Genomic DNA, 26,673 nt, shown 5'->3' with positions numbered 1-26,673 from the left:
AACCAAGCTAAAGGTAGTGAAGTAGGCTTTTCCGCAGGGGATGGGTTAACGTGGAAAGGTTTTGCTTAATCCAGAAGAATCTTCCCGGTATAAAGTTCTTTCCCGCCGATCAATCTGACAAGATACACTCCCCTGGGAAGTAAGTGAAGATCAATCCGGATTTGCTGAATGCCCTCACCCTTATTTCCCAAAGAATCTTGGTAAACAACCTGTCCTTTGACATCAATTACAAAGAGTTGAACCGGACCTGTATCACTTTTATACTCAATAGTCACAATATCGTGTGCAGGATTCGGGAAAATCAAGGCCGATATTGCCTTTAAGGGCGTTTTAATTCCCACGCAGGATCCAAACTGATAGATGAGGGTCAATGTATCGGAATAAACACATCCGGTTTGAGGGTCAGTGACTTCAACCCAGATTTTTTGAGTATCGTTACCCACACCCGTTGTAAATGATTTTGCTTCCTGGTCTGATGAACCATTGCTCCATTTATAAAGTAATTCAAGCGGTCCAGCGTAACCAGAAACGATGGAGACATCATGTTAAAAAAACCACTGCCCGGTCCCTGAAACCACTGCCAGTAAACCTTTCTTCAGCATGTCCTGGGGCCCGATGCATCCCAGGGAGTGAGAACGGATGTCATTAGTTACAATTTCTTGAAACATAGATACCAGTCCAGACAATTGATGGTTCCCTTTATCTCTGATTTTTTCTGTTTTTCCAGTTCATTTCGTGACTGAGGGCTACTTATAATAATCTCATTTCCAGGTTGCCATTCAGCAGGCGTTTCGACTTTGTGTCGATCCGATGTCTGCAGGGCGATCAACAATCTTTTAATCTCCTCCACACTGCGTCCGGTTTGCACGGGATAGTAAAGGATGGCATTTACCTTGTCTTCCGGATCAATAATGAGGACAGCCCTTACGGTCCGGGCTGACATAGCATTGGGATGTACCATTCCCAGCTTCTGAGCAACCTCCATATGCTGGTCAGCTATAATGGGGAAATTTATCTTTATACCGGTCCTGTCTTTATACGTGATGCTTTCCAGGGACTGGATCCATTGAATGTGACTGGAATAACTATCCACCGACAGTCCGATCAATTCACAGTTCAAGGCTTGAAATTCATCCTGCATAAGGGCAAAAGACAAAATTTCCGTCGCACAGACAGGCGTAAAGTCTGCAGGGTGGCTGAAAATGATCTTCCATTTTCCATAAAAATCATCCGGGAACGTAATGAATCCCTGCGATGTTTGGGCTTCAAACGACGGGACTGCATCGCCAAGCAGCAAAGCAGTTACTTTACCTTCCTGGGAGTAAGATATCATGCTGCCAGGGACCATGAACAGGATGAGTGCAATCAGTATTTTGGTCTTTGTTCTCATATGAATGGGTTACTATTATTTATACACAAGTAGCAAAATAAGTAATATTATTGACAAAACACTGTTAAATTATTGTTATATTATCGACGACTCATTGTTAAATTATTGTTAAATAATTGTTTACGTAAATGTATCGTAAAGTATTTCGGTAATTGACGTCCATGATTTCCTGTTTTAATTTAACGAAGGCCACGTTGTACCATTCTCCTGTCAAAGTAAGGGATTGATATCTCAGCCGGGCATGTTTGTATTTACTGATTAAATCTTTATATTTACGGCTGAAAGCCAACACAAACACGTGTTTAATCCTTCCGTAAGTGAAAGAACAACGTAAACTCGCCGCCATCATGTTCACCGACATTGTCGGCTACTCGGCATTGATGACAAAGGATGAGAAAGTTGCCCTGCAGATCCTTGGCAAGAACAGAGAGTTGCAGAAGGTATCACTGCGCAAGTATCATGGTGAGTTTATCAAAGAGATCGGTGACGGGACATTGTCCATTTTCCAGAGTTCCTGGGATGCGATACGGTGTGCCATTGAACTTCAGAATACCCTGAATGAGGAAGCCTACTTTCAACTTCGCATTGGGATTCATATTGGGGATATTGTTATTTCAGAAAAGGATGTCTTTGGCGATGGGGTGAATGTGGCATCCCGCATACAGGCGTTATGTGAACCCGGTGGCATATTGATATCAGAAAAAGTGTACGACGATATCAGAAACAAACCGGGGATCAAAGTGGACTGCCTGGGCGAAAAGATGCTGAAAAACATTGATGAACCTGTAAAGATCTATGCGATCTCTGCCGAATGTTTTAAAAGGGTTTCTGAACAGCATTCAGCCAAAGATATTCAGCCCAAGCAGGGTAAAGGATGGCTGAGAACAGGGCTCGGAGTATTAACACCAAACCGTACCATCGGCATTGCCGCTGTTATCATTCTGGCAATCATCATTACTGGTGGATACTTTATTTTCTGCAAAAAGCAGGGAACATCCCCATTCGATAAAGAGGGATCAGCCCTGAAAGACAACAGGCAGGTCTGGACAAATTCAATCGCTGTGCTTCCGTTTACTAATCTTAGTCCTGAAAAGGATCAGGAATATTTCTGCGACGGGATGGTCGAGGAGCTGATCAACGTATTGTCACATATTCCTGAGCTGAAAGTGGTAGCCAGAACATCTGCATTTTCATTTAAAGGGAAAGAGGTGGATATCAGGGATATTGGGGAGAAGCTGAATGTGAGGAATATTCTTGAAGGAAGTGTTCGGAAATCAGGCAACCAGCTCCGCATCAGTGCTCAACTGATTGATGTCAGTGATGGTTACCATCTCTGGTCGAATACCTATGATCGTGAGTTGAAAGATGTATTTGTCATCCAGGATGAGATCTCACTGGCGATTGTTGATGCGCTAAAGACAAAGCTATTGCCTGGAGATAAAATTGAGAAGCAACAGACCGAAAACACAGAAGCATACCAATTATATCTTAAAGGACGATTCTTTTGGAATAAACGAACGGCAACTGATCTGCAAAAGGCTATTGGTTATTTCAGCCAGGCAATTGAAAAAGATCCAGAATATGCAATGGCATATACCGGACTGGCTTCAACCTATGTATTGCTCCCTGAATATGCAGCACTATCCTCCAGTGAAAGTTATCGAAAGGCTGATAGTGCGGCAAAAAAAGCACTGGAACTTGATCCGGCACTCGCAGAACCACATTCTGTTTTGGGAATTATTAAGCAAGATTATGAATGGGACTGGACAGGTGCAGAAATTGAATATAAGAAGGCAATTGAGATTAATCCAAACTATCCAACAGCGCATCACTGGTATACCATATACTTATATCTTCTGGGAAGGTCAGATGAAGCTTTGTCAGAAATTAACCGGGCTTTGGAACTTGATCCTCTTTCGCCAATCATAAATGTCAATCTGGGTGATGTTTTGTTTTTTATGCGTCAATATGATAAAGCCATCGATCAATATCATAAAACACTTGAACTTGATCCGGACTTTGCTCCTGCCCACTTACCCTTAGGTTATATTTATACGCTTCATGGAAAGTTTGATGAAGCGATTACTGAATTTAAGAAGATGCGAACCATCGTTGGTAATAATCCTTACGGACTGTCACTGCTTGGATTCGCTTACGCACGATCCGGAGATAAGGATAATGCATTAAAGGCACTCCATGACCTGTTTGATTTCATGGAGCAGGGATATACGGTAGCATTTGATATAGCTATCATTTATTATGGACTTGGCTACAGGGATCATATGTTTGAGTGGTTTGAGAAATCATATCAGGAACGGGATTTCCGTCTGACAAGGATGAAGATAGAGCCCATCTATGATGATCTCCGGTCGGATTCGAGAACTATTGCTTTGCTAAGGAAAATGGGACTGGGAAAATGACCATGGCTTCTGTGCCCGGCTCAGGTAAAAGAAATTCAGTATATTCCAGGTAACCAAATCCCCAATTTGCCCCTCTCGCTGTCGTGGGCTATACCCAGCTCATTTTGACTTGTAAGTGTAGGATTGATATTCCTGTATATGATACGTGTCTGTGGATCGCTGAGGCGTCTGATGTAACGCTGCGCGTTCGAAGTATTGAAGTACGAACAAGGAATGCTGATCTTTGAATTATGAGTTGAAATCAGAAATCAGATATCCGTTAATCGTTCATCAGATATCAAAAAGCCCTGCTCACAGGGCTTTTTGTCGTGGTACCACCCGGAATCGAACCAGGGACTCACGGATTTTCAGTCCGTTGCTCTACCTGCTGAGCTATGGTACCGGCTTAAGCGGCGCAAAGATAGGAAAGAAAAGATCAAAGATCAAAATTCAAAATTCAAAAATTAAAAAAACCGTATATTCGCTCTTCATTAACACGACACCGATTTTTCCATCATGAACCTTGTCATCGATTACGGAAATACCCTCAAGAAGATAGCCCTGTTCGACCGGCACACACTGGTCTACTTCAAACCCTTCAGGGAACTCAGCCGGCAGATCCTGAAAGACCACCTGCCCGCAAAGGAACAGATCCGCGCCGCCATCCTCGCCTCCACCGGCAACTGCCCGCCGGAATTGATCTCCTGGCTCAACCACACCTACCGGTTCATCGAACTGACTGAACAGGTCCCCGTACCAATCACCAATACGTACGAGACCCCGATAACCCTGGGAAAAGACCGCCTGGCAGCCGTGGTCGCCGCCCAGGAACGGATCCCCCGTCAGGATATCCTGGCCATCTCCGCCGGAACCTGCATCACCTATGACATGATCAACGCCAACAAGGAATACCTGGGCGGAAGCATCTCGCCCGGCATCCATATGCGCTTTAAAGCCCTGCATAATTTTACCGCCCACCTTCCGTTAATTGAAATGGATTCTCCTCCCCCATTGATCGGTGAAAATACCCGGGAATCCATACTGGCCGGCGTACTTAACGGTGTCCTGGCCGAAATGAAGGGAATCATCAAACAATATCAGCTGGAATACCCTGATATTAAGATAATTTTGTCGGGAGGTGATGCAGATTTTTTTGAGAAAAGACTAAAAATTAACATCTTTGCAATTCCAAACATTGTTTTGGAAGGGCTAAATCTAATTTTATCCTATAACCTTGGTGAAAAACATTCGACGCACACTGCTACTGGTGGTTCTGATTAATGGCTTATGGGCAACGGCACAGGATATCAACTCCCCCTATTCCAATTTCGGCGTCGGGAACCTCTATCCCGGAAAGACCAGCATCAATGCGGCGATGGGCGGGATCGGGATCGGATGGCAGGGAAACTCGTTCATCAACATCCTGAACCCCGCATCCTATGGTTTTTTTGACTCTACCTCCTTTCTGCTGCAGGGAGGGATCCTGGCGGATGTCGTGCAAACCCATTCGGAAGACCTCTCCATCACCTCACGGAATGTGCAGCTGGGCTATATGCTCTTCGGATTCCCCATTACCCGCTGGATGAAGGCAAGTATCGGCCTGATGCCCTACAGCCGCGTGGGATACCTGATCTACAATGACTATTTCCAGGATAGCATTGGCCGGATCACCAACGAATATGAAGCCTCCGGCGGACTGAACCGCGCCCACTTCGGGCTGGCCGTCCGGCCCCTCAAAAACTTATCCGTGGGCGTCAACGCCAACTTCCTTTTCGGAGACCTCGACTACCAGCAGATCGTCGACTTTCCCGACTCGGCTTTCATCTATAGCTTTCGGGTCATCGCCAACCGGTTCGTGCAGGACTTCATGTTCGAAATCGGCGCCCAGTATGCGGCCAGCCTTTCTCCCTCCCTCCGGCTGACCACCGGCCTGGTCTACGAACTCCCTGCCTCCCTGAATACGAAACGCTACCTGCTGGCCGAAACATTCGTTCCGGCCCTGAACAACATTGACAATATTTACGATACGATCGCCTATCAGCCCGATCAGAAAGGTACCATTGAACTTCCCCGTGCTGTCGGGGGCGGATTCACCCTGGAGAACCCTAACCGCTGGACCGCCGGCGTGGACTTCTACTGGCAGGAATGGGCAGCCTTCCGCTCATTCTCCATGAACGATTCACTGGATAATTCCTTACGGATTGCAGCCGGAGGCCAGTTCAGACCCTCTGTCGCCGCCACGGCAAACTATGCCCAGAAGATCCAGTACAGGCTTGGGGCTCACTACAATAAAACCTCCCTGAAACTGCGTGGGACACAGATCAATGAGTTTGGCCTGACTTTTGGAGCAGGACTGCCACTAAAAAGCACTCAATCCATGATAAACCTTGCAGTGGAAATAGGACAACGCGGAACGACCAGCAATGGACTGCTGAAAGAAAACTATGTCCGGCTGAGCATAGGATTATCCCTTTACGAACGATGGTTCATCAGAAGCAAATTCTACTAACAATGAAAACGACAGGACTCTTTCTCTTACCCCTGATCATCTCACTCATGATGATCACCGGAACAGGAAACATCGCGCTTGCCCAGGTCAAGGACAGAGGCCCCCGGTATGGGCAGGACAGTGTGAAATGCGTTATGGAGATTTCACTTTACCGCGAGTTCTTCAAACAATGGAAAAACAGTGATTATACAAGCGTCGCCGTTGACGATGCGATCAGACACTGGCGCTGGGTTTTCAACAACTGCCCGATGGGAACTGAAAACACCTACCTGGATGGCATAAAAATGTTCAGCTATTTCATCAAGGAAGAACCGGATAACGCACGAAAAGAGCTTCTCATCGATACCCTGATGATGATCTATGATCAGCGTATGGAATATTTCCCGAACCATTACAAGACAGGCCTTTCCCAAATGGGTAATATCCTGGGGCGCAAAGCCGTCGACCTGTACCAGTGGCGCCCACAGGCGACCGAAGAGGTCTATCATATACTGGAACGCTCCGTTGAACTGGATGGGAACAACTCACAGACCGCCGTCATCGTCTATTACTTCCGTACAGCCATCGAGCTGGTGAATGCCAGCAAACTGGGAAAAGACGTCCTGATCGAATTATTTGACAAACTGATGGGGATTGTTGAATATAATATAAAGAACAACCCGGCTGACCAGGAGGATTTTGAAAGCGTAAAGGCCAACCTGGAGCTTTCTGTCGAGCCTTATGCCACCTGCCAGGATCTGATCCCGATCTACCGCGCGAAATTTGACGCAGAAGGAGGCAGCAATCCTGAATTGCTCAAGAAGATCATCAACATGCTCGACAAAAAGAACTGCACGGCCGATCCGCTATACTTCGACGCAACGGTCAAATTATACGAACTGGAGCCCGACCCCGAATCTGCATTTTTGATCGGAAGGATGCTGTACAGGAGGAATGAACTGAGCAAATCATCCACATATTTACTGCAGGCAACGGATATGGCTGATACCAACGCAAGAGCTGATTGTTACCTGCTGCTGGCCGATGAATACCGTACGATGCGGGATTATTCCCGGGCCCGGACGTATGCCTATAAGTCTGCGGAGCTCAGGCCCAATGATGGAAATCCATATATCCTGATCGGTGATCTTTACGCTGCCAGTGCTGACATGTGCGGCGATGACGAAATAGGTAAGAAAGCTGCCTACTGGGCTGCGGTGGATAAATATTATAAGGCAAAGAACATTGACCCGTCACTTGAACAAGCGGCCAATGAAAGAATCTATTCCTATTCAAGAGCCTTCCCGGCCGTCGAACGTCTCTTTTTCCATGATCTGAAAGAAGGAGAAAGCTACACGGTGGGCTGCTGGATCAACGAGACAACCACCGTGAGGGCAGCCAAATAATTTAACATTAGATTGAATATGACTATGAACCGAAAAGCTTTCGTAACAGGGCTGCTGATCCTGTTCGCCATTCCTGTTCTGTACGGACAGAAATATGGGACCGACAGCCTGAAATGTGTCGAGAATCTGTCGCTTTACAAGATCAATTTCCGGATGTGGAAAGATTATAATTTTTCCCAGGAGGTCATTGATCAGGTCCCTGTTTATCAGCCCTGGAAATGGGTTTTTGATAATTGCCCGCTGTCAAGCCAGAATATCTACCTGGATGGAGTGGTCCTGATGAAATATTTCTATGATAAGGAAACCGATTCGGCCCGAAAGGCCCAGCTGGTGGATTCGATCATGCTGATCTACGACAAACGCATTGAATATTTCGGGAATGTTTCCAGCAGCCGGGAGGGACTTGTCCTGGGGCGGAAAGGGATCGATCTGCTGACCCTCCGCCCTGACCGCTACCACGAAGTGTACCAGATCCTGGATAAATCCGTTACCCTGGAAGGAAATAAAAGCACCGGTCCCGTCCTTGTTTATTTATTCCATTCCACCATCAACAGTGCCCGGGCGGGCCTTATCGATTCGGCGATGATCATTGAGAATTTTGAGCGGATCATGAACATAGTTGACTTCAATGAAAAGCACAGCCAGGAAAATGAGCAGGAGCGTACCGAATGGCAGGGGATCCGCCTGAACATTGAGAGCCTGTTCGAACCGTTTGCAACCTGTGACGACCTGATCGCCATTTATCGAAAGAAGTTTGAGCAAAATCCGGAGGATACCAAATTGCTGAAAGAGATCATCCAGATGCTGGATAAACGAAACTGCACGGCTGATCCCCTTTATTTTGACGCAACGGTCAAGCTTTATGACCTGGAACCAAATCCCGAATCTGCTTTCCTCATCGGGCGGATGCTTTACAGGAAAAATGAATACAGCAAGGCGATGGAGTATCTGTTGCAGGCAACGGACATGGCCGATGTCAAAAGCCGGGCCGATTGTTTTCTTCTCCTGGCAGATGCCTATCGCAATCTGAGGGATTATCCCAGGTCCAGATCCTATGCATATAAAGCCGCTGAGCTGCGCCCCGGTGACGGGAATGCCTACATCATGATCGGCGACCTCTACGCTTCCAGCGCCAGTGACTGCGGTAACGACGAGATCAGCAGCAAGGCTGCCTACTGGGCCGCAGTGGATAAATACTACAAGGCAAAGAGTGTGGATCCGTCCGTTGAACAGGCGGCCAATGACCGAATCTATTCTTATTCAAGGGCCTTCCCGGCAATGGAACGTCTCTTTTTCCACGATATGAAAGAAGGTGACAGCTACACCGTTGGCTGCTGGATCAATGAAACCACTACCGTCAGGGCTTCCCGTTAAACATCCCCTGGTCAGGTTCCTGGCCATCCCCGGAATGCTTTTCCTGGGATCGTGCGAGAATGATCTTCAACAGATCAACATGACCATGCCTGCTGATACGCTGGCTGTTGAAACCATTTACAACATTGAAATCGAACAGAGCGAGAACGGTAAGCTTTCACTGATCCTGACCGGACCATTGATGGAAAGTTATGGAGGGGATGACCCGTACATAGAATTTCCCGAGGGTGTTCACGTGGTCTTTTATGATACCCTGAAACGGGTGAAGTCGGAGCTGCGTGCCAACTACGGCATCAGCTTCGAGAAACGCAACATCATGGAAGCCAGGGGTAACGTGGAGGTCATCAACCACCTCAAAAATGAACGGCTGAATACGGAACATCTGATCTGGGACAGGAACAAAAAGCTCATCCAGAGCGAAGTGTTTGTCAAGATCATCACTCCCGGCAAAACGATTTACGGGGAAAACGGAATGACCTCGGATGAACAGTTTGAATCATGGAAACTCAAAAAGGTCAGGGGGGACATCCGGGTCAGCAAAGAGAAGTTCTGAAACGTACCCCATCCCCTGCCAGCAGGGGAGGGGCGCTTATGAATTACATGTATTGCAGCATCGCCTTCACGATGGCATCAGCTCCCTCCCAGATATGAACGATGCTGGCATCCAGCATATAGCAGGGCGTGGTGAACAGTTTCCTTTTTTTGTCGATCACCACTTCGCCGTGACCGGTGGTGATGTGCCGCGCTCCCATCTTCTCCACTGCGGTCGCCGTACCCTTGTCTTGACCGATTGTGATCTCAATATCACCGAACACCCTGGCCAGCAAGACCGGGGCGATGCACAACGCACCGATGGGTTTCCCTTTTTCGGCCATCGCCTTCATGGCCCTTTCCACCTCCGGATTCACGGTGCAGTTCTCCCCCTGGAACGCAAAGTTGCACAGGTTTTTAGCCACACCAAAGCCTCCCGGAAGGATCAGCGCATCAAAATCGTCGGCCCGGAATTTACTGAGTGCCTTGATGTTCCCCCTGGCAATACGCGCTGCTTCGACAAGGACGTTGCGGGTTTCCCGCATTTCCTGGTTGGTGATGTGATTGATCACATGATGCTGCGGGATATCCGGTGCAAAAATTTCATATTCAGCACCATTTTTCTGGATGGCAAGCATCGTCATGGTGGCTTCGTGGATCTCCGATCCGTCCCTGGATCCACAACCTGCGAGGATAATGGCAAATCGTTTCATGGTGTTCTGTTTTCGCAAAGATAGAAATAAATGGGTAAATTTGGTTGGTGATTAGCCTGTATCGTTCCGTTTGTACTCCTAATGACGAACATTTGAAACCATCAAGTCCCATTTTTGCGCTGGCTGACTGCAACAACTTTTACGCCTCGTGCGAAAAGCTTTTTGAGCCGGGTCTGGAAGGCAAACCGCTAGTGGTTCTATCCAACAATGATGGCTGCATCATCGCCCGTTCGGCCGAGGCGAAACAGCTGGGGATCAAAATGGGGGTGCCTGCCTTTCAGATCGCGAATCTGCTGGAAAAAAACAAAGTGGCGGTATTTTCGACCAATTATGCTTTGTACGGGGATATGTCGCAACGCGTGATGTCGGTTCTTCAGCAGTTCACGCCCACGCTGGAAGTCTATTCCATCGACGAGGCTTTTCTCGATCTGACGGGAATCGCTGGTCTCGACCCGGTCGCCTACGGGCAACAGATCGTCAGGACCGTAATGAAATGGACGGGGATACCGGTGAGCATTGGGATCGCATCCACAAAAACCCTTTCCAAGCTTGCCAACGATCTCGCAAAGGAACTTCCGGAGACCGGGGGTGTGCTGGCGCTGATGGATGAAGATACGATCAATGGCCATCTGAGGTCCCTTTCCGTGAACAAGGTCTGGGGTATTGGCCCCCGGCACGCGCGGCTGTTGGAGGAACACGGCATTCTGACCGCCTATGATCTGAAATGCGCCAACGAGAAATGGATCCGGCAGCATATGGGAGTCATGGGTGAGCGGACCGTTGTTGAGCTGAGGGGAATTTCGTGCTACCCCGTTGACGATCATCCGCAGGCAAAGAAAGGGATATGTAGCTCCCGCTCTTTCGGCAAGCCCGTTGAAGATTACGATGACCTTGAAGAAGCCACCACCACGTTTGTCGCCTCTGTTGCACTAAAGCTCAGAAGGCAGCAGTCGGTGGCGCAGTCGTTGACCGTCTTTGTGATGACGAACCGGTTTGCACGGGGGCCGCACTATGTGAATGGCACAACCGTGGAGCTTCCTGTGGCGACCAACCATACATCGGAACTGATCCACCATGCAAGGCTCATCCTGAAAAAATTGTACAGAAAAGGCTATCTTTACAAGAAATCAGGCGTCATCGTCAACGATATCATTCCTCAGAAGACATTGCAGTGCACCCTCTGGGACGACCGTAACCGGGAGAAACAGGAAAAGATCACGGCTGCGGTCGACCGGATCAATCAGCGAATGGGCAGGGGAAAAATCCGGTACGCGGTACAGGGCACCGGAAGGAAATGGAAGATGCGACAGGAAAAGCTGTCGCCGAACTACACCACGGACTGGGAGGAGTTGCTGGTGATCGAGGTAGGGGAAAGGGTCATTCCTGGTCACTAGTTTGGCGCTTCGCGCCTCGCGTCATTCCTGGTCCTCAGTAACCATAAATGACAACAAATGACAATTGAATGACAATTGAATAACAATGAATAACTACAAATAGAACACCTTCCGATGTGCGGACGCTTTTCATTCAGCCCCAACGAGATCCTCATCGAGGAACGCTTTGACCTGGAAGTGGAGGAGGGTCTTTACACTCCACGCTATAACTGTGCGCCTGCGCAGAACCTGGCCGTCATCTCAAACCAGGAGCCCGGCAGGCTGAGCTTTTTCCGGTGGGGGCTGATACCCTTCTGGGCAAAAGATCCTGCCATCGGCAACAGGATGATCAATGCACGGGCCGAGGGCATCCTGGAAAAGCCATCCTTCAGGAATCCTTTTCGGCAGAGGCGTTGTCTGGTGCTCAGTGATGGGTTTTTTGAGTGGAAACGGGTGGGGGATTCTCAGGTCTACAGGTCTGCGGGTTCTCAGGTCTACGGGTCGGCGGGAGGAGGGAGGAGGGAGGAAGAGAGAAAGGTGCCGTACAGGATCGTTATGAAGAACGGGGATCTGTTTGCGATGGCGGGGATATGGGATAGCTGGAGGGATCCGGAAGAAAGGGTGGTTCATTCGTTTGCCATTATCACGACAACGCCCAATGAACTGATGCAGCCGATCCACGACCGGATGCCGGTGATCCTGCCGCGGAGGTTCGAAAAAGAATGGCTCACCAGTGATCGCACGGAGGATCTTTTAGCAATGCTGCAGCCTTATCCGGCAGAGGAGATGGAGGCCTATGCGGTGTCGCGTCTGGTGAACAGTCCCGCCAATGACCGGCCCGAGGTGATTGCACGCATTTAAACGAGCAGGTTGCAGCCACGGATGTCGCTCTCGTCGAACCTGCCCAGCACTTCAAAGGAACCGTCAGGGTATGCTTTCCCGAGATCCTGAGTGGCCAGGAATGAGCAGGAATGGATATTGGCCAGATCGATGACATTGATCCCACCTGTTTGCTGATACCCGACCCAGGTGAGCGGATCATTGACGTCGCGCATCAGAACCTTCATCCAGGGTGGGGTACGATAGAGGCCCAGCCCACGGGAGTATGCCTGCGAAAGGAGTTCAGTCATACCGTATTCCGAATGAACGACCGGAACACCGAATCCACGGGATAACCTGTCGTGCAGCTCCTCCCGGATCATCTCCTTTCTCCGCCCTTTCATTCCACCTGTTTCCATTACGATCAGATCCGGAAAATCAACGGGATGCGACTCGGCAAAGTCCAGCAGCGCATAGGACACCCCGAACAGGATGGTTGGCTGGTGTGCGCTCTTTAGCTTTTCAAGTCTGTCGGGCAGGATCTGGGTGGCGTCGAGATAAAATCCGCTCTCCGGGTGCTTGCTCTCCGAAATCAGTCTGTTCACCATATACACCAGGGAAGAGTCCTGCCGGGATAAATAGGAAGGGAGGAGGGCAAGGATGCAATAGCGGGATATTTTACCGTAAAACCGTTCAAAGCAGTTCAGGAAGCTTGCCTCGTACAAAGAGGTCTCTGCCACTGCGTGCCGGCTGGGCTGCATACCGGTGGTGCCGCTGCTGAGGAAGGTTAGCCCGGGGGTAAAATGACCGGTTATGATCCGGTGGGTCTTGAAAAAGGAAACCGGCAGGAATGGAATTGCCTCTACCCGGGCGACAGCTTCAGATTTGATCCCCAGCTGGAGGATGAATTGCCGGTAGACCGGATTATTTTCACACTGGTAATGAAATATATTCAGGGCCAGTACGTTAAATTCATCAGGTGACTGAATGCGGAAGATATTTTTCTTGATTTCCGGCAGAGGCATCATCCTGGAGCACAATTGAGTGTAACTTTGTCAAACAATTCCTGTAGGATCCTTTTATGAAACTGACATCAAAGATACTTTCAATCCTGGTCATTCCAACGATGTTTGTTTTCCAGTCATGCCTGGAGCAGGTTGAGTTCCCGGTTGAACCGTACATTGAGTTCAGGGAGTTTGCTAAGATCATTGAAGACACCTCGGGTATTGATAACAGGGGTGTTCTGGAGATCTATTACCAGGATGGCGATGGAGACATCGGATTAACAGAACTGGATACATTGCCCGGCCGGGAATACAACCTGTTCATCCGATATTTTGAAAAGATTGACGGGAAGTTTGAAGAGGTTTTTATCACGTATTATGACAACGATTCGATGAAGCTGGATACGATCTCCATGAACGGACGCATCCCTTTACTAACCCCTGCCGGGAAGAACAAGGCCATCAAGGGCATCATTCAGGACACCTTGTACATCAACAATTATTCATCTCCTTACGATACCATCCGCTTCGAAGTATACATCAAAGACAGGGCTTTCCATGAAAGCAACCGTGTTACCACTCCTGAGATCTGGATCAGGAAACAGTAGTTCAGAACAGATAGCTTTTCTTCATCGTTAATTTTCGCAGGAGCCTGTCGATCAGGAACAGCACGGTCACCCCGATCCCGATGATCAGCGGCAGGGATGAGCGTGTAAGGAATGCAAAGGATTTGGACATGCTTTGCACGAAGGACTGGAAAATCGGGACGATTTTCTCGTATTTTTTGAAATCGATGTTTTCGGGATCCAGGTCAATGGGCGACCATTGGAGCAGGAAGACCACGAAAGCGACGACGGCAGCCGTGGCGATGACGATCCACCAAACGTTATTTCCGGAAAAAAGACCACGCGTAAGGGAGGCTTCAGGAACAGGATCATTCTGAACGCGTTCCATCACTTTACGGGTAAAATCTTCCGGTGCCCGTGATGTTCCGGATTTTTTGATCAGTTCCCTGAGTTTATGGTCGTTAAAGAAAGGTTCTTTCATGATATCTTTTTATTATTGAACAGTAACGTTCATTTGCAGCCTGTTCAGTATCTGGTAAAGTTTTTTTCTTGTCCTGTGCAGCCTGACTTTTATGTTTGACTGGCTCAGGCCCGTTATTTCGTTGATTTCGCTGACCGACAGGTCTTCCATGTAAAACAGCGTGATCAGCATATGATCCTCCGGCGGAAGTTCTTTCAATGCCCTGGAGATCAGTTTCTGTTGCTGAAGTTCGTCCAGTTCCGAAACGCACTGCTGGATCTCTTCGGTTGGGTAGTCGCTGGCCAGGCTATCATCCAGGGGTGCTGTTTCCGGTTGTTTTTTGCGCAGTGCCGAGATGGATTCGTTATGGACGATCCGGTAGAGCCAGGTGGTGAACTTTGAATCGTTGCGAAAATTCCCCAGGGAGCGGTATACTTTCACAAAGGCATCCATGGCGATTTCCTCCGCATCCTCGCGGTTGCCCGTAATTCTAAGCGCAAGCGCAAAGGCGTTATCCTTATGCCTGTCGACGAGGGCTGCAAAGGCGGCCGTATCTCCTTCCAGCACCTTTTCGATGTAATAGCGGTCATCTTTAGGGAGCATGCTGGTGTTTTGACGAGATTGAGGGGGTGTTGGTTACAAATATACTACAAAATAAGTTCAGGGGTTAGGGTGAAGAAGCCGGGTTTGTCAGGTGGTTATGTGTAATGTGGACTGAGGTGACCTAACCCTAACCCCTGAACCAAACCGGCCTCCTTACCTTAACCCCTGAACTTATTTTGTAACCGGAAGGGAATCTTAGCGTCAAAAAGGTGCAGTTGAAAAATTCACCTTAAAAATATCACATTATGGAAGACATTTTTGTTCCGATCAGTGTTTTTGGGACGATCCTCGGGATCGTATACCTCATCATCAGAAAACGCGAGCGTCTGGCCCTTATTGACAAAGGAGTTGATGCATCCATTTTCATGACGAAAAAGCAGACCGATGCGACTTTGAAGTGGGGTCTGTTTCTGATAGGCCTGGGCGTAGGTCTTCTTATAGCCGAGATCCTGGTCAAGACCACCACGATGTCGGATGAGGCTGCCTATTTCTCCATGATCTTTTTGTTTGGCGGCATTGCGCTGCTCGTCAGTTTTTTTCTGGACAAAAAGAATGCTTCGAAATGAGAAATGAGAGAGGAGGGAGGAGAAAGGAGATATAATTGTATTATTATTTCTCCTTTCTCATCTCTCATCTCTCCTCTCTCATCTCAGAACAAAGTTCTCAATGATCTTATACACCGGTCCTTCGGAGCGGAGGATGCTTTCGAAAAGATACAGTTCCCGCACCGTTTCTCTCTGGATAAGTCCTTCTTTATACTGCTGGATCACTTCCTGGAAAAATCGTTTATTGCGGATGGACTTGACCCTTCCGATGGTCAGATGGGGAACGAAATTCTGTGAGTCGGGCACATAGCCCGGTTTCCCGAGTTCTTCCCACAGGTTTTCATACAGGGATTGGAGGCCGGGGCAGGGTTCGATGCCGAGCCAGATCACACGGGGGTCGTATCTGCTTCCGAAGATCCCGGTACCTTTAAGTTCCAGATCGAAGCCGGGGGATCTGCCGGCCGCCGCGTTCATCGCCTTGCGGATTGCCGGGATCATGGTTTCTTCCGTATCTCCGAAAAATTTCAGTGTCAGGTGGAGGTTATGTTCCTCGACCCATTTGATCTTATCCTCGCGAAGATTTTCCTTCAGGGAGCGGAACACCTCCAGAAGCGTATCCGAGGGGTGGAACTTTATTGCGATGAATAAGCGTTTCATGAGGCTGCAAGCTGCAAGTTATAGAGAAATTGATAAATTAGAATTAGGTTTTAGAAATTTGTTTAATTTTGTGCCCGCTTTCAAATCTCTAATCTCCACACTCACACCCACACTGACACTCACACCCACCTCGGGGCATTAGCTCAGTTGGCTAGAGCGTTTGACTGGCAGTCAAGAGGTCAGGGGTTCGACTCCCCTATGCTCCACAAAAAACCGCTGCGTAATAGCAGCGGTTTTTTGATATCAGATGAAACGATTAACCGATATTTGATTTCTGATTCGATTTGGGTTTATTTCAGAAATCAAAGATCTTTGTTCCTTGTTCGTACTTCAGAACTTCCGGTATTGCGCCCAACTCATCAGCCAGGCGAGCTATTCATACTTTAAAGGGAACCAAATTAAAGGCGGTGAAGTAGTCCTCGAAACTTTATGTCGTCAAACCAAAGTGCACTGTTTAGGGTCCTAAATTAAAGGTATTCCTTCTTTGTCCAGTTTTAGTAGATAACTACATTTTGAACAGGTTTCCGAAAACCAGCCCCGCATATACGATTCGCGGGGTCGCTGGTCCGTACACATAGCCGGGGTCACGGTCGATGCCGGTATCAAAGTCATCCTGATAGGAATTGATCAGATTCTTCAAACCCGCAAAGATTTGCAGTGAAGCACCATTTAACCGGATACGGTATTGTATTTTCATCCCCATGTCGAAAAAAGCCGGAGACGTCCTGAGCTCACCGTCAGTCGGATCCGTGAGGTCGGGGCCGAAATAGGGCACCAACATTTTACCGGTATAGGTACCCGATAGAGAGATTGCCACGGGATCAACCGGCTGCCAGTTGAGGGTTATATAGCCGTATTCATCGGGGGTGCGGAAAAACCGCCGCTCATCAAATTCCTGTGGGTCCTCGTACTGGCTCGATTGGATAGTAAATCCGCCTTTCACTGTGAGGGATCTGACCGGTACCAGGTTCATCTCCAGATTGATTCCCATGACCTCAGCCCCATTTTTGGTATTGACGCGGGTGTAGACGACCGTTCCGTTCTCGTCGGGCTCGCCGTATTCGTTAACAAAAGCGTTATTCAGGCGGGTATAGAAGCCTTCGGATAGCAAACTGAAGAAGACCTTTCCCATTTTCTTATGAAAATCCAGTGAGGCCATGGCGCTGTGGCTCTTTTCCTGCTGCAGGTCAGGTGCGTTTTGATGAATGACCTGCCGTGCACCGGAGGTTTCGATATGAAGATCTTCATCGAAGATCTGTGGCGCCCGATATCCTTGCGAATAGCTGATGCGTACCTGCAAGGATTCCAGGATATCGTATTTGGCGCTGAACCGCGGGCTCAGCACGTTACCTGTTTTATCGTCATATCCTTCCTGTGCACTGTTGTGAATGGAATAGTGATCATACCGGACACCTGCCGAAAGTTTGAACACACCCAGCTCGACCTCAGTCTGGGCAAAGATGCCGGTGGTATTCATTGTTTGGTCTGAAATGGTCCGGGTTTCAACGACTGGCACCAGCAGGGTCGAATCATCCGGATTAAGGCTGGCATTGTCCAGATCAGGGTATCCCAGCTTCTTATCGAAAAGTGCGGACCCCACAGTTTCAATTCCAGTTACCAGGCGGACGATCCCCAACGGCGCATTGTATTGTACGCCAGCCGTATATGACAGGTCACGGGTATTCCCATAGTCGTTCAGTGACTGGTTGGCCCCGTAGTAGGAGTCACGGTTCACCCGTTGTCCTGAGATATAAACCGACAATAGGCCATGATCCCTGAAGAACATCTCGTAGGTCAGAGCCCCGTTGGTAAGCTGGTGTTCCACAGCCTCGGCGATCCCGGCCATATGCGGGACCTCGTCGTGCTTGTCGCCCCCACGTCTTTTCTCCGAGATGGCGAAAAAGTCGGCCGAGAGCTTTGCACGTGTCCCGAACCGATGGTAGATGCGGCTGCCCAGGGTGGTATTTCTTAGGGAGGAGAGCTCCGAAAATCCGTCCCCGTTGGCGTCGAAAGGTTCCCGGTTCCGGTAGAAGCCATACAGCGACATGCCTGATTTATTATCGGCCGCTACCAGGGAGGTGTTGAGATGAACCGTATAGTCGGAGGCAGGATCGCCTGAATTTTCAATACCTACACCGCTGGAAGCCGCACTCAGGCTTAGTTCATAGGCATTCACAACCGGATCCTTCAGGATCAGGTTGATGGTTCCGGCGATGGCGTTGCTGCCGTAAAGGGCAGATCCCCCACCGCGTATAACCTCCACCCGTTCGATCATGTTGGCGGGTATCAGCTCCAGGCCGTATACACTGGCCAATCCGCTGAAAATGGGACGGCTGTTGATCAAAATCTGCGCATAAGGTCCTTCCATCCCGTTCATTCGCACCTGTGAGAATCCGCAATTCTGGCAGTTGTTCTCCATGCGCAAACCCGGGCAGAAGTTGAGGCCTTCACCCAGAATTACCGACTGTGTTGAGGTAAACAGTCTGGGAGTGATGGTGTTGACAATGGTCGTTGACTCTGTCCTCTTGGTTTCATTCCGGTTGCCGGTGATGACCACCTCTTCGAGTCGTAGCAGGTCTTCTTCCAGAACAAAATTGATCTCCTGGGTTTCTCCAGTCCGTGTGGAAACCTCTTTTTCACTGGATTTATAACCAAGGTACTGTGCTTTCACGATCCAGGTTTCCTCAGGGAGGTTGATCAACCGGTAATGGCCCGTGATATCAGTGGAGGTCCCAATGGCAGTGCCAACAATGCTTATCGATGCAAAAGGGATGTGGATTCCGTTCAGGTCGACCACATGCCCAAAGATGTTGGCATCCGTCCTGGGCTTCTGTGCTACCGCCACAGAGCCAATGAGCAGTAAAAAATGGATACTATATTGTTTTAAATAGTTCATATACAGATGTTTTAGTATTGATTGCTATATCTTCTCCCTGCAGTGACCCGGAGTTAAAAGAATTACCGTAATGATAACTCGATCAATCCGATTAGTTGGTGGTACAGTGAAGAAGAAAAAGGGAAATAGGGGTGGGACCTACTCAGTGTAAGGGTGGTGCTCTGCCTTGATAAATGAAGATACAGGCAGATGAATATTGGGTTGGAATTACAGCCGGCAACCTTGATGAGATGGGGGAAAGGCAAACTGCAAGAAGGACGAGAAAGATGGGATAAAGGATCTTGAAGCTATCCAGAAAGACAAGCTCGGTCTGGGTGTGGTGGTGCGATTTGTGGGGGTTTGTGTCGTTTGATCTATCGAAGGGATGGGCATGTGCGATAAGGGTGCCGTTGGCCAGTTGGTGGGTGTGCAGGAATACGGCTTTGTTGGCGACTATCAGGGCCATGATGCCGATCACCAGGAATGTGGCGGCCTTTATTGTTATTTTATTGACAATCACGCGGCAAAGGTAAGATTTCCCTCCCAGATTTGGGTCTTGCGAATTCATTTTTCAATCATTCTAATCCCACGGCTTCCCGTTTTTCCCTCTCTTCTGACACTATCTCTTTTTTATTTATGATTTAGTATTCAGTATTTGGGATTTCTCATTTATTTCAGAAGTCAAAAATCTTTGTTCCTCTGTTCGTAAATCACTACTTCTGTTATAGCCACTTCCGGGATTCCCGCATTATTGCCGGCCGGCTCACTGACATTCATGGATTCCGGAATGAAATTGAATAAAGGGTTTTAGTACATTTACACGGACATAAGGCCATTATAAATTCAAGAGGGCCCGTACCATGAAAACAGGGATCACTGAACCAACCCTGACCAGTGAGGCAGTGAGATTAGATAACGATTGATCTTATAAAAAAAGGAACATGTATAAATACCTGTTTGGTCCCGTACCGTCAAGACGGTTGGGAATGTCATTGGGAGTCGATCTGGTGCCACGAAAGGTATGCTCGCTGGACTGTGTTTATTGTGAGGTTGGGAAAACAACCAAACTGACGGTCGGCCGAAAGGAATACATCCGGTTGGATAAGGTTAAAGAAGAGTTGCTGCATTATTTCACAAATAATCCTGATCCGGATTACATTACTTTTTCAGGGTCCGGAGAACCCACCCTGAATACCCGGATTGGTGAATTATTACAATTCATCAAGCAGATCAAACCAGGAGTTCCTGTGGCGGTGCTGACGAACGGGACCCTTTTCTACGACAAAGATGTGAGGGACGCACTTAAAGGAGCGGACGTGGTCCTTCCTTCACTTGATGCCGGCACGGAAGAGACATTCCAATTGATCAACCGGCCAGCCGGCGAACTGACGATCGATACATATATCCAGGGCCTGATCCGTTTCAGGGAGGAATTCAAGGGAAAGATATGGCTGGAGGTGTTCATTCTTCCCGGTTACAATGATCATTTGGATGAACTATTGGAACTAAAAAAGGCCATTGTCAGGATCAATCCTGATGTAGTTCAGCTGAATACACTGGACAGGCCCGGAACAGTGCCGGATTTACGAAGTGCGACAAGTGAAGAGCTCCGCAAGATAGCCGACTTATGGGAACTGGATCATGTCGAAATTGTGGCAGCATCCTCCGAAAGGAAAAAGATGCAGTCGTACCGAAAAGATATAGAAACAAGCATTCTGGAGACCATCAAAAGAAGGCCCTGCACGTCAGAGGACCTGTGCAAAATGCTTGGACTCCACATCAATGAACTGAATAAATACCTTGACGTGCTGACGGCAGAAAATAAAATCAAGGCAAACCGGCAGGAAAGGGGGATCTTTTATCAGCTTCCATCCTGGTAGCGTACCTGATTCCCGGATATCTGCCTGATTCCAAACGCAGTTTATCCATCACATCGCAGCTCATCAGAGCGGAATCGGCCGATTTTAATATTCTTCTTCTTTTTTGCAGGTTTCTTTATTAAACATATTTTAGTTTTTTAAGACAGGAATATTATTGTAATTATCTGTTTAGTTTATTTTTAAGATTCAGCGCGGTTTCGGTTATCGCCAATCCTCCTTTTCCCGTACATTTAACGCAATCAGGCATTGTTTTGCTTACCCTCGAAACCGTTTGGATTACCTCATTCAGTGGGATGACCGCATCAAATCCTGAGACGGCCATGATAGCAGATGCATATCCATTAACCGCAGCATTTATATTTTTCCCAAGGCATGGTACTTCAACACGGTCGGCAACGGGGTCGCAGACCATACCAATCATATTTTGAAGAGCCATCGATGCAGCATCCAAAGCCTGTTTTGCTGTACCGCCCATTAATTGAGCTATTCCTGCGGCTGCCATGCTTGAAGCAGCACCACATTCCACCTGACATCCATGTTCTTCGGCCGAGAAACCAGGCCCCCGGGCAAAGTAAGTGCCAATAATTCCGGCTGCAAAATATGCTTTTGTTAATTTATCCATGGAGTAACCATTATTCCCGGAAATGGCCCGCAATGATCCTCCTACTGTTCCACAGGAGCCTGCGGTTGGCACGGCAACAATCACCTCCATGGCACTTTTTGATTCCATGAGGGCCGAAACATTCTCAATAATCCGGTTAACAACAGAATCCCTTATTTTGCCTTCCTTTTCTGCTTTTTCAATCAGGTGTGACTGCTGTTGTAATATCCGGTCGGCATATTGGGTTCCTTTTAATCCGGCCTCAATGCTTTTATGAATGATTTGGATAATTTCATTCATTTTGACAGTTAATTCCTCTTCTGAAATTCCACTTATACATTTTTCGTAAATCAGACCCAAATCGCCTAAATCCAATCCATTTTCTTCGGCATAACCGATCATCGACTGAATTGTGGTAAAAGGTATTTCAGTCTGCCTGCCCGAAATTACGGGCATTATCGGGTTAATGACCGCTACTTTATCAATTACCGGAAGGTTTTGTAATTGATTTATCAATTCAGATGAAAATGGAAATGACGATTTAAACTCGTACTTGAATACATCTCCCTTTTGTTCCGATAAAAATTCCTCTCCTGAAGGAATTATTGCCTTAATCTCCTCACTGATGTCCGGCTTATTGTTGGTGAATATCATTATTCCAAACAAGTCGCCACACAACTGTACCGGAAACCCGTCAACAGATCTAATCTCAAAAGATCCTCCTCCCAGAGAAACAGCAGTTATCTGAATCTTTTTTTGCGAAATCCCTGTCAGGGAAAGTCGCACGGTATTGGCATGGTTTGTTGGGAATGAACTAATCTGATATTGAATAGTAATTCCCTTTTCGCGGGCGTAACTTTCCGTATCTTTCATTCTTTCATCGGTAATGTCCAACCCTAAAAGCCCGCCATCAATTCCCATTGTGGTTCCCTGTTCACGGTAATTCGGGGCCCATGCTCCTTTGCTGTCAAACTCTATAAGCGCTTTTTCCAGCGGTTCATTTAAAATATCCAGTCCGATTCTGGCTATTCGCCAGGAAGCTGCGGTATGCGAACTGGATGGCCCCCGCATCACAGGTCCAATAACATCATTAAAAATGCCAGGTAATTTCATAATATCTACTTATTCAAAAAGATCAATTTCCTGCCGAAATCCATTGTTGTAAATCGTCAGCATAAAGCAGCGGATTCCCCAGCAACAATATTTCCCTGATGGCCAGGATCTTATATTTAAAATAATCTCACCACCATCACTTTACCGCCTGTACCCGCGAAAGTGGGGATCACCGTCAGCCGGTAATAATACATCCCTGCGGGCACCCCCTCCGCATCCCATTGCACCTGATGTTTGCCACAAGCTTGTTCCTCCTTTACCAGCACTGCAACTTGTTGCCCCAGATGGTTGAAGATCGTTAAACTGACCTCACCAGGCTCCGGCAACTTGTATTCAAATAGTGTGTAATCACTGCACGGATTCGGGAAACTGCTGACTGCTGATCCTTCGGGCTTCGCCCTCAGGACATGCTGCCGACTGCCAACTTCAGGAATGCCTACCCCGGCACACGCATCCTCCACCTCCTGCTGACTGTTGCAACCGGGGGCATTGTCATGAATATTTGAACTAGCATATGAGCTTGTTAAATAATCGCAGATGCTCTGCATCTCATAATCTGATAAGTAAGTATTATACGCTATTTGCAGGTTCACGATGGATCCAGCCTTAATATTTTCAATTCCCATCAGGCTGATCAGGTTATGATTGCCATCGTCTCCGCCCCAAAACTTAGGCCACCCGATCCTAAGACTACCCCCTATGGAAGTTAAATTATCCAGTCCCGTCAGGCAGTTCAGAAGGAATTGATAGATATCTCAAGAGATCCTTGGATGGAATTTAAATTTACTAATTTTTGAGGAATAATATTTAACCCACTAAGATACGAAATCATAAAGCGAAAAGCAGGTTTTTTAAAACGGGACATTTGCATTCAATTGCAAAGATTCTCAGGATTAATACCCCCAAAGGTTACAAACAAAATTATACTAAAAAAATGAATTTAAATTTCATTATTTTAGTTTTATTTATATCTTTGTCGTTATGATTCCAAGAATAGCCGAAGAAAAAGCAAGACATCTGCTTGGAGGATTTCCATGTGTTGCGATTATCGGGCCCCGGCAGGTCGGTAAAACAACCCTTGCAAAAAGCATTCTTCATCTTTATGATGATCCGGTGTACCTGGACCTGGAGCTGAAGAAAGACTTCATAAAACTTGAAGATCCCGAGACGTTTCTGGGACAGTATGGTGAAAAGCTGGTTGTCATTGACGAAGTACAACGCAAAAAGGATCTTTTTCCGGTATTTCGGGCATTGATCGATCAAAACAGGATCCCTGCCCGTTTCCTATTGCTGGGTTCAGCCTCACCGGAACTGCTCAGGAACTCATCGGAAACCCTGGCCGGAAGAATTGCATACCTGGAATTAACTCCTTTTCTTGTACCGGAAGTGATACCGGCGTATGAGATGAACTTGTTGTGGCTAAGAGGTGGATACCCATTTCCTTTCCTTAATGAAAGTTATTGGCTTGACTGGATGAACAGCTTTGTTAAAACCTATGTTGAGCGAGATCTTCCCAACCTTGGCTTCACTGCGGACAGCATTATGGGTGAACGACTCTGGACTATGCTTGCCCATTTGCACGGCAACCTGGTAAATTATGCTGAGCTGGGTAAAAGTCTGGATATCAGCATTCATACAGTGAAAAAATACATGAGCTTCCTGGAAAGTGCATTCCTGATACGAACCATTCTTCCGTATCATTCGAATATCCGTAAGCGCCTTGTCAAGTCCTCCAAAGTTTATATCCGGGACTCAGGGCTGATGCATTTTTTACTGGGAATTGAAAGCATGGATCAGCTGTTGGGAAATCCCAAACTGGGTTCATCATGGGAGGGATTTGTCATAGAGCAGATCATCCCCATGCTGCCGTCAAATTGCCATCATTATTTCTATCGCACCCATGATGGTGCAGAACTTGATCTGGTGCTTGTCAAAAGCAATCAACCTGTGGCCGGCATTGAGATAAAATTTGGATCCGATCCTCGTCCATCAAGGGGAAATACAGAAGCGGTCCTAACGCTGAAAACAAAGAACAACTTCATTCTTATTAACAGAGAGGATGATTACACGCTGTCTTCCGGTTTCACAGTCTGTGGCCTGATCACTTTTCTGAATAAATATCTGCCGTTGATTTTTTCATCACACGAATAACGTTCAAAAATTAATCTGTATCTAAATGTTAATTAATTATATAAAGCTTTTTATCCTTTTCCTGAATATCATTCTTTTTCATTTCCCACTGTCCTCCCAGATCTATCTTGACAGCACCGCCTCGGTGGAGGCCCGCACGGAGGATCTGCTGGGCCGGATGAGCAACAGCCAGAAAATGCAGTATGTTGGCGGGTATAACTCCATGTATATACGGCAGTTTACCAGTCCGGCCAGTCCGCTGATCAAGATGTCGGACGGGCCGGTGGGCGCTCGCCCTGGATGTCGCCCGCGCCGGCATCGTCCTGCTGAAAAATACTGACAACACTCTTCCGCTCCATAAAGAAGAGATTGACCGGATCGCTGTCATCGGACCTAACGGGAACAGGTACCTGGCCGGTGGCGGTAGCTCCTGGACCGAACCGTTTCATTATGTGAGTGTCCTCAATGCCATTCAGTCAATGGCCGGAACCGGTATCACCGTAACTTATGATCCCGGATTTACGGATGACGTACACATTTTTCAGACTTCCCAGTTTTACACTGCCAGCGGATCATCCCAGTCGGGCCTTCATTGCGAGTATTTTAACAATCAGACCCTGTACGGCACACCCGTATATACAGGTATAGACACACGGATCAATTTTAGCTGGGGTTCCGGCGGCCCAGCCATTTCCGGATTTCCGGCGGATCACTTCTCCGTGCGATGGACCGGGGTGATCCGTCCACAGGAAACAGGAAGTCATGAATTCATCATCCGCTCGGATGATGGTTGCCGGTTGTACCTCGACAACCAGCTGATCATTGATGGGTGGAAGGACCAGGGGGCCACCACCTACCGAAAGACGCGGACCCTCGAGAGCGGGACTGAGCACACCATCAAAGTTGAATTCTATGAGAACGAAGGAGAGGCCGTGATCCAGATGGGGTGGCACCTGCCCGATCCGACGAATTCTCTTGCCATACAGCATGCGTCAGAAGCCGATGCTGCCATTCTGTGCGTGGGATTTGACAGTCCACTGGAAGGTGAGGGGTTCGACCGGACCTTCGCACTCCCGGACGATCAGGACAGCCTGATCAACGCGGTTGCATAGGTGAATCCGAAGACCATCGTTGTTCTTAATTCCGGGGGGAATGTGGCTACCTCCCACTGGATATCCGGCGTGGAAGGATTGATCCAGGCTTGGTATCCCGGCCAGGAAGGCGGAACCGCCATTGCGGAGATCATCTTTGGATTGATCAATCCCTCGGGCAAGCTTCCGGTATCGTTCGAGAAGCACTGGGAGGACAATCCGGCGTACAACAATTATTACGATCCTAACCTGGATAAGCATGTTTTTTATACCGAAGGCCTGCTGCTGGGATACCGGTATTATGACACACAGAATGCCGAGCCCCTGTTCCCTTTTGGTTTTGGTCTTTCCTATACTACTTTCGAATACAGCAACCTTTCCATTACTCCTTTCATCACCAGTGATCCTAATGAGGTCATGGTCAGTTTCGATATCACCAATAAAGGGACGATGGGTGGAGCCGAGGTCGCCCAGCTTTACATCCGCCAGCCGGAATCCAGGCTGATGCGTCCCTACAAAGAATTGAAGGGATTTGCGAAAGTATTTTTATCGCCGGGAGAGACCCGACAGGTGGCAATTTCCCTGGGCAGCAGTTCATTTTGTAATCGGTAAATAACAATGGACAATTTTCGGTAAATAAGAATGGTCAACTTTC

Annotated in this window: 24 protein-coding genes, 2 tRNA genes and 1 pseudogene; 16 read left to right on the top strand and 11 right to left on the bottom strand. The window is 47.9% G+C overall.

Annotation, left to right across the window (positions count from 1 at the left end):
- Positions 1 to 649: 649 nt before the first annotated feature.
- Positions 650 to 1,390: a peroxiredoxin gene (locus tag PKI34_04530; GenBank protein HNS17071.1), complete on the bottom strand. Its 741-nt coding sequence runs from the start codon at positions 1,388 to 1,390 to the stop codon at positions 650 to 652.
- A gap of 317 nt (positions 1,391 to 1,707) precedes the next feature.
- On the opposite strand from PKI34_04530, the gene PKI34_04525 reads away from it, so the two are divergent.
- Complete coding sequence (locus PKI34_04525) at positions 1,708 to 3,810, top strand: adenylate/guanylate cyclase domain-containing protein (protein HNS17070.1); 2,103 nt, start codon at positions 1,708 to 1,710, stop codon at positions 3,808 to 3,810.
- A 309-nt stretch (positions 3,811 to 4,119) separates the two neighbouring features.
- On the opposite strand, the gene PKI34_04520 is transcribed toward PKI34_04525, so the two are convergent.
- Positions 4,120 to 4,192 (bottom strand) — tRNA-Phe (locus PKI34_04520).
- Between the two features lie 113 nt (positions 4,193 to 4,305).
- On the opposite strand from PKI34_04520, the gene PKI34_04515 reads away from it, so the two are divergent.
- From PKI34_04515 to lptC, 5 genes are read left to right on the top strand one after another with little or no spacing between them, the layout of a single operon-like run.
- A complete protein-coding gene (locus PKI34_04515) occupies positions 4,306 to 5,070 on the top strand; it encodes a type III pantothenate kinase (protein ID HNS17069.1) in 765 nt (254 codons plus the stop codon).
- Entirely contained in the window at positions 5,027 to 6,298 is a 1,272-nt protein-coding gene (locus PKI34_04510) for a hypothetical protein (protein HNS17068.1), read from the top strand. The genes PKI34_04515 and PKI34_04510 overlap by 44 nt, the downstream gene beginning before the upstream one ends.
- Before the next feature lie 2 nt (positions 6,299 to 6,300).
- A complete protein-coding gene (locus PKI34_04505; GenBank protein ID HNS17067.1) occupies positions 6,301 to 7,683 on the top strand; it encodes a hypothetical protein in 1,383 nt (460 codons plus the stop codon).
- A 24-nt stretch (positions 7,684 to 7,707) separates the two neighbouring features.
- Positions 7,708 to 9,057 carry a hypothetical protein gene (locus PKI34_04500; GenBank protein HNS17066.1) on the top strand — a complete coding sequence of 450 codons (1,350 nt, stop codon included), beginning with the start codon at positions 7,708 to 7,710 and terminating at the stop codon, positions 9,055 to 9,057.
- Positions 9,026 to 9,610 carry an LPS export ABC transporter periplasmic protein LptC gene (gene lptC / locus PKI34_04495; GenBank protein HNS17065.1) on the top strand — a complete coding sequence of 195 codons (585 nt, stop codon included), beginning with the start codon at positions 9,026 to 9,028 and terminating at the stop codon, positions 9,608 to 9,610. Before PKI34_04500 ends, lptC begins: the two co-directional genes overlap by 32 nt.
- A gap of 43 nt (positions 9,611 to 9,653) precedes the next feature.
- On the opposite strand, the gene elbB is transcribed toward lptC, so the two are convergent.
- On the bottom strand, positions 9,654 to 10,301 hold the full coding sequence (elbB, locus tag PKI34_04490; GenBank protein ID HNS17064.1) for an isoprenoid biosynthesis glyoxalase ElbB: 648 nt from the start codon (positions 10,299 to 10,301) through the stop codon (positions 9,654 to 9,656).
- Between the two features lie 92 nt (positions 10,302 to 10,393).
- Here elbB and PKI34_04485 point away from each other — a divergent pair, with 92 nt between their 5' ends.
- Both PKI34_04485 and PKI34_04480 read left to right on the top strand, forming a co-directional pair.
- Positions 10,394 to 11,695 (top strand): Y-family DNA polymerase, encoded by a 1,302-nt coding sequence (locus tag PKI34_04485; protein HNS17063.1) that lies wholly within the window; start codon positions 10,394 to 10,396, stop codon positions 11,693 to 11,695.
- A gap of 114 nt (positions 11,696 to 11,809) precedes the next feature.
- On the top strand, positions 11,810 to 12,535 hold the full coding sequence (locus tag PKI34_04480) for an SOS response-associated peptidase (GenBank protein HNS17062.1): 726 nt from the start codon (positions 11,810 to 11,812) through the stop codon (positions 12,533 to 12,535).
- Here PKI34_04480 and PKI34_04475 read toward each other — a convergent pair.
- Positions 12,532 to 13,521 carry an acyltransferase gene (locus tag PKI34_04475; GenBank protein ID HNS17061.1) on the bottom strand — a complete coding sequence of 330 codons (990 nt, stop codon included), beginning with the start codon at positions 13,519 to 13,521 and terminating at the stop codon, positions 12,532 to 12,534. The genes PKI34_04480 and PKI34_04475 overlap by 4 nt on opposite strands.
- 53 nt (positions 13,522 to 13,574) lie before the next feature.
- Here PKI34_04475 and PKI34_04470 point away from each other — a divergent pair, with 53 nt between their 5' ends.
- Complete coding sequence (locus PKI34_04470) at positions 13,575 to 14,105, top strand: hypothetical protein (protein ID HNS17060.1); 531 nt, start codon at positions 13,575 to 13,577, stop codon at positions 14,103 to 14,105.
- A gap of 1 nt (position 14,106) precedes the next feature.
- On the opposite strand, the gene PKI34_04465 is transcribed toward PKI34_04470, so the two are convergent.
- Positions 14,107 to 14,544, bottom strand: coding sequence for a hypothetical protein (locus PKI34_04465; GenBank protein ID HNS17059.1), 438 nt, complete (start codon positions 14,542 to 14,544; stop codon positions 14,107 to 14,109).
- Positions 14,545 to 14,556: 12 nt separating this feature from the next.
- The gene (locus tag PKI34_04460; protein HNS17058.1) at positions 14,557 to 15,126 is read right to left on the bottom strand and encodes a sigma-70 family RNA polymerase sigma factor; all 570 of its coding nucleotides are present in this window, start codon (positions 15,124 to 15,126) and stop codon (positions 14,557 to 14,559) included.
- A 245-nt stretch (positions 15,127 to 15,371) separates the two neighbouring features.
- On the opposite strand from PKI34_04460, the gene PKI34_04455 reads away from it, so the two are divergent.
- Positions 15,372 to 15,692: a hypothetical protein gene (locus tag PKI34_04455; GenBank protein HNS17057.1), complete on the top strand. Its 321-nt coding sequence runs from the start codon at positions 15,372 to 15,374 to the stop codon at positions 15,690 to 15,692.
- Positions 15,693 to 15,770: 78 nt separating this feature from the next.
- Here the strand turns inward: PKI34_04455 and thpR are convergent, their stop codons facing one another.
- Complete coding sequence (gene thpR, locus PKI34_04450) at positions 15,771 to 16,328, bottom strand: RNA 2',3'-cyclic phosphodiesterase (protein HNS17056.1); 558 nt, start codon at positions 16,326 to 16,328, stop codon at positions 15,771 to 15,773.
- A gap of 132 nt (positions 16,329 to 16,460) precedes the next feature.
- Between thpR and PKI34_04445 the strand changes: the two genes are divergently transcribed.
- A tRNA-Ala gene (locus tag PKI34_04445) sits at positions 16,461 to 16,534 on the top strand.
- 299 nt (positions 16,535 to 16,833) lie between these two features.
- Here the strand turns inward: PKI34_04445 and PKI34_04440 are convergent.
- Together PKI34_04440 and PKI34_04435 are read right to left on the bottom strand one after the other, a co-directional pair.
- Positions 16,834 to 19,224 (bottom strand): TonB-dependent receptor, encoded by a 2,391-nt coding sequence (locus PKI34_04440; GenBank protein ID HNS17055.1) that lies wholly within the window; start codon positions 19,222 to 19,224, stop codon positions 16,834 to 16,836.
- A 142-nt stretch (positions 19,225 to 19,366) separates the two neighbouring features.
- Positions 19,367 to 19,771 carry a hypothetical protein gene (locus PKI34_04435; protein ID HNS17054.1) on the bottom strand — a complete coding sequence of 135 codons (405 nt, stop codon included), beginning with the start codon at positions 19,769 to 19,771 and terminating at the stop codon, positions 19,367 to 19,369.
- 373 nt (positions 19,772 to 20,144) lie between these two features.
- Between PKI34_04435 and PKI34_04430 the strand changes: the two genes are divergently transcribed.
- The gene (locus PKI34_04430; GenBank protein ID HNS17053.1) at positions 20,145 to 21,083 is read left to right on the top strand and encodes a radical SAM protein; all 939 of its coding nucleotides are present in this window, start codon (positions 20,145 to 20,147) and stop codon (positions 21,081 to 21,083) included.
- Between the two features lie 160 nt (positions 21,084 to 21,243).
- Here PKI34_04430 and PKI34_04425 read toward each other — a convergent pair whose 3' ends face one another.
- A complete protein-coding gene (locus tag PKI34_04425) occupies positions 21,244 to 22,797 on the bottom strand; it encodes an L-serine ammonia-lyase, iron-sulfur-dependent, subunit alpha (protein ID HNS17052.1) in 1,554 nt (517 codons plus the stop codon).
- Between the two features lie 116 nt (positions 22,798 to 22,913).
- Positions 22,914 to 23,423: a T9SS type A sorting domain-containing protein gene (locus tag PKI34_04420; protein ID HNS17051.1), complete on the bottom strand. Its 510-nt coding sequence runs from the start codon at positions 23,421 to 23,423 to the stop codon at positions 22,914 to 22,916.
- Between the two features lie 355 nt (positions 23,424 to 23,778).
- Here PKI34_04420 and PKI34_04415 point away from each other — a divergent pair, with 355 nt between their 5' ends.
- The 4 genes and pseudogenes from PKI34_04415 to PKI34_04400 all read left to right on the top strand — a co-directional run bounded on the left by PKI34_04415 (position 23,779) and on the right by PKI34_04400 (position 26,630).
- Positions 23,779 to 24,948: an ATP-binding protein gene (locus PKI34_04415; GenBank protein ID HNS17050.1), complete on the top strand. Its 1,170-nt coding sequence runs from the start codon at positions 23,779 to 23,781 to the stop codon at positions 24,946 to 24,948.
- Positions 24,949 to 24,973: 25 nt separating this feature from the next.
- Positions 24,974 to 25,267 (top strand): hypothetical protein, encoded by a 294-nt coding sequence (locus PKI34_04410; GenBank protein HNS17049.1) that lies wholly within the window; start codon positions 24,974 to 24,976, stop codon positions 25,265 to 25,267.
- A 37-nt stretch (positions 25,268 to 25,304) separates the two neighbouring features.
- Positions 25,305 to 26,312 (top strand): annotated as a pseudogene (locus tag PKI34_04405) (glycoside hydrolase family 3 C-terminal domain-containing protein).
- A gap of 156 nt (positions 26,313 to 26,468) precedes the next feature.
- A complete protein-coding gene (locus tag PKI34_04400) occupies positions 26,469 to 26,630 on the top strand; it encodes a fibronectin type III-like domain-contianing protein (GenBank protein ID HNS17048.1) in 162 nt (53 codons plus the stop codon).
- Positions 26,631 to 26,673: the final 43 nt, after the last annotated feature.

The organism is Bacteroidales bacterium (genome assembly GCA_035342335.1).
In the GTDB taxonomy this organism is placed as follows: Bacteria; Bacteroidota; Bacteroidia; order Bacteroidales; family JAGONC01; genus JAGONC01.
This window is presented reverse-complemented; position numbering and strand designations above follow the sequence as displayed.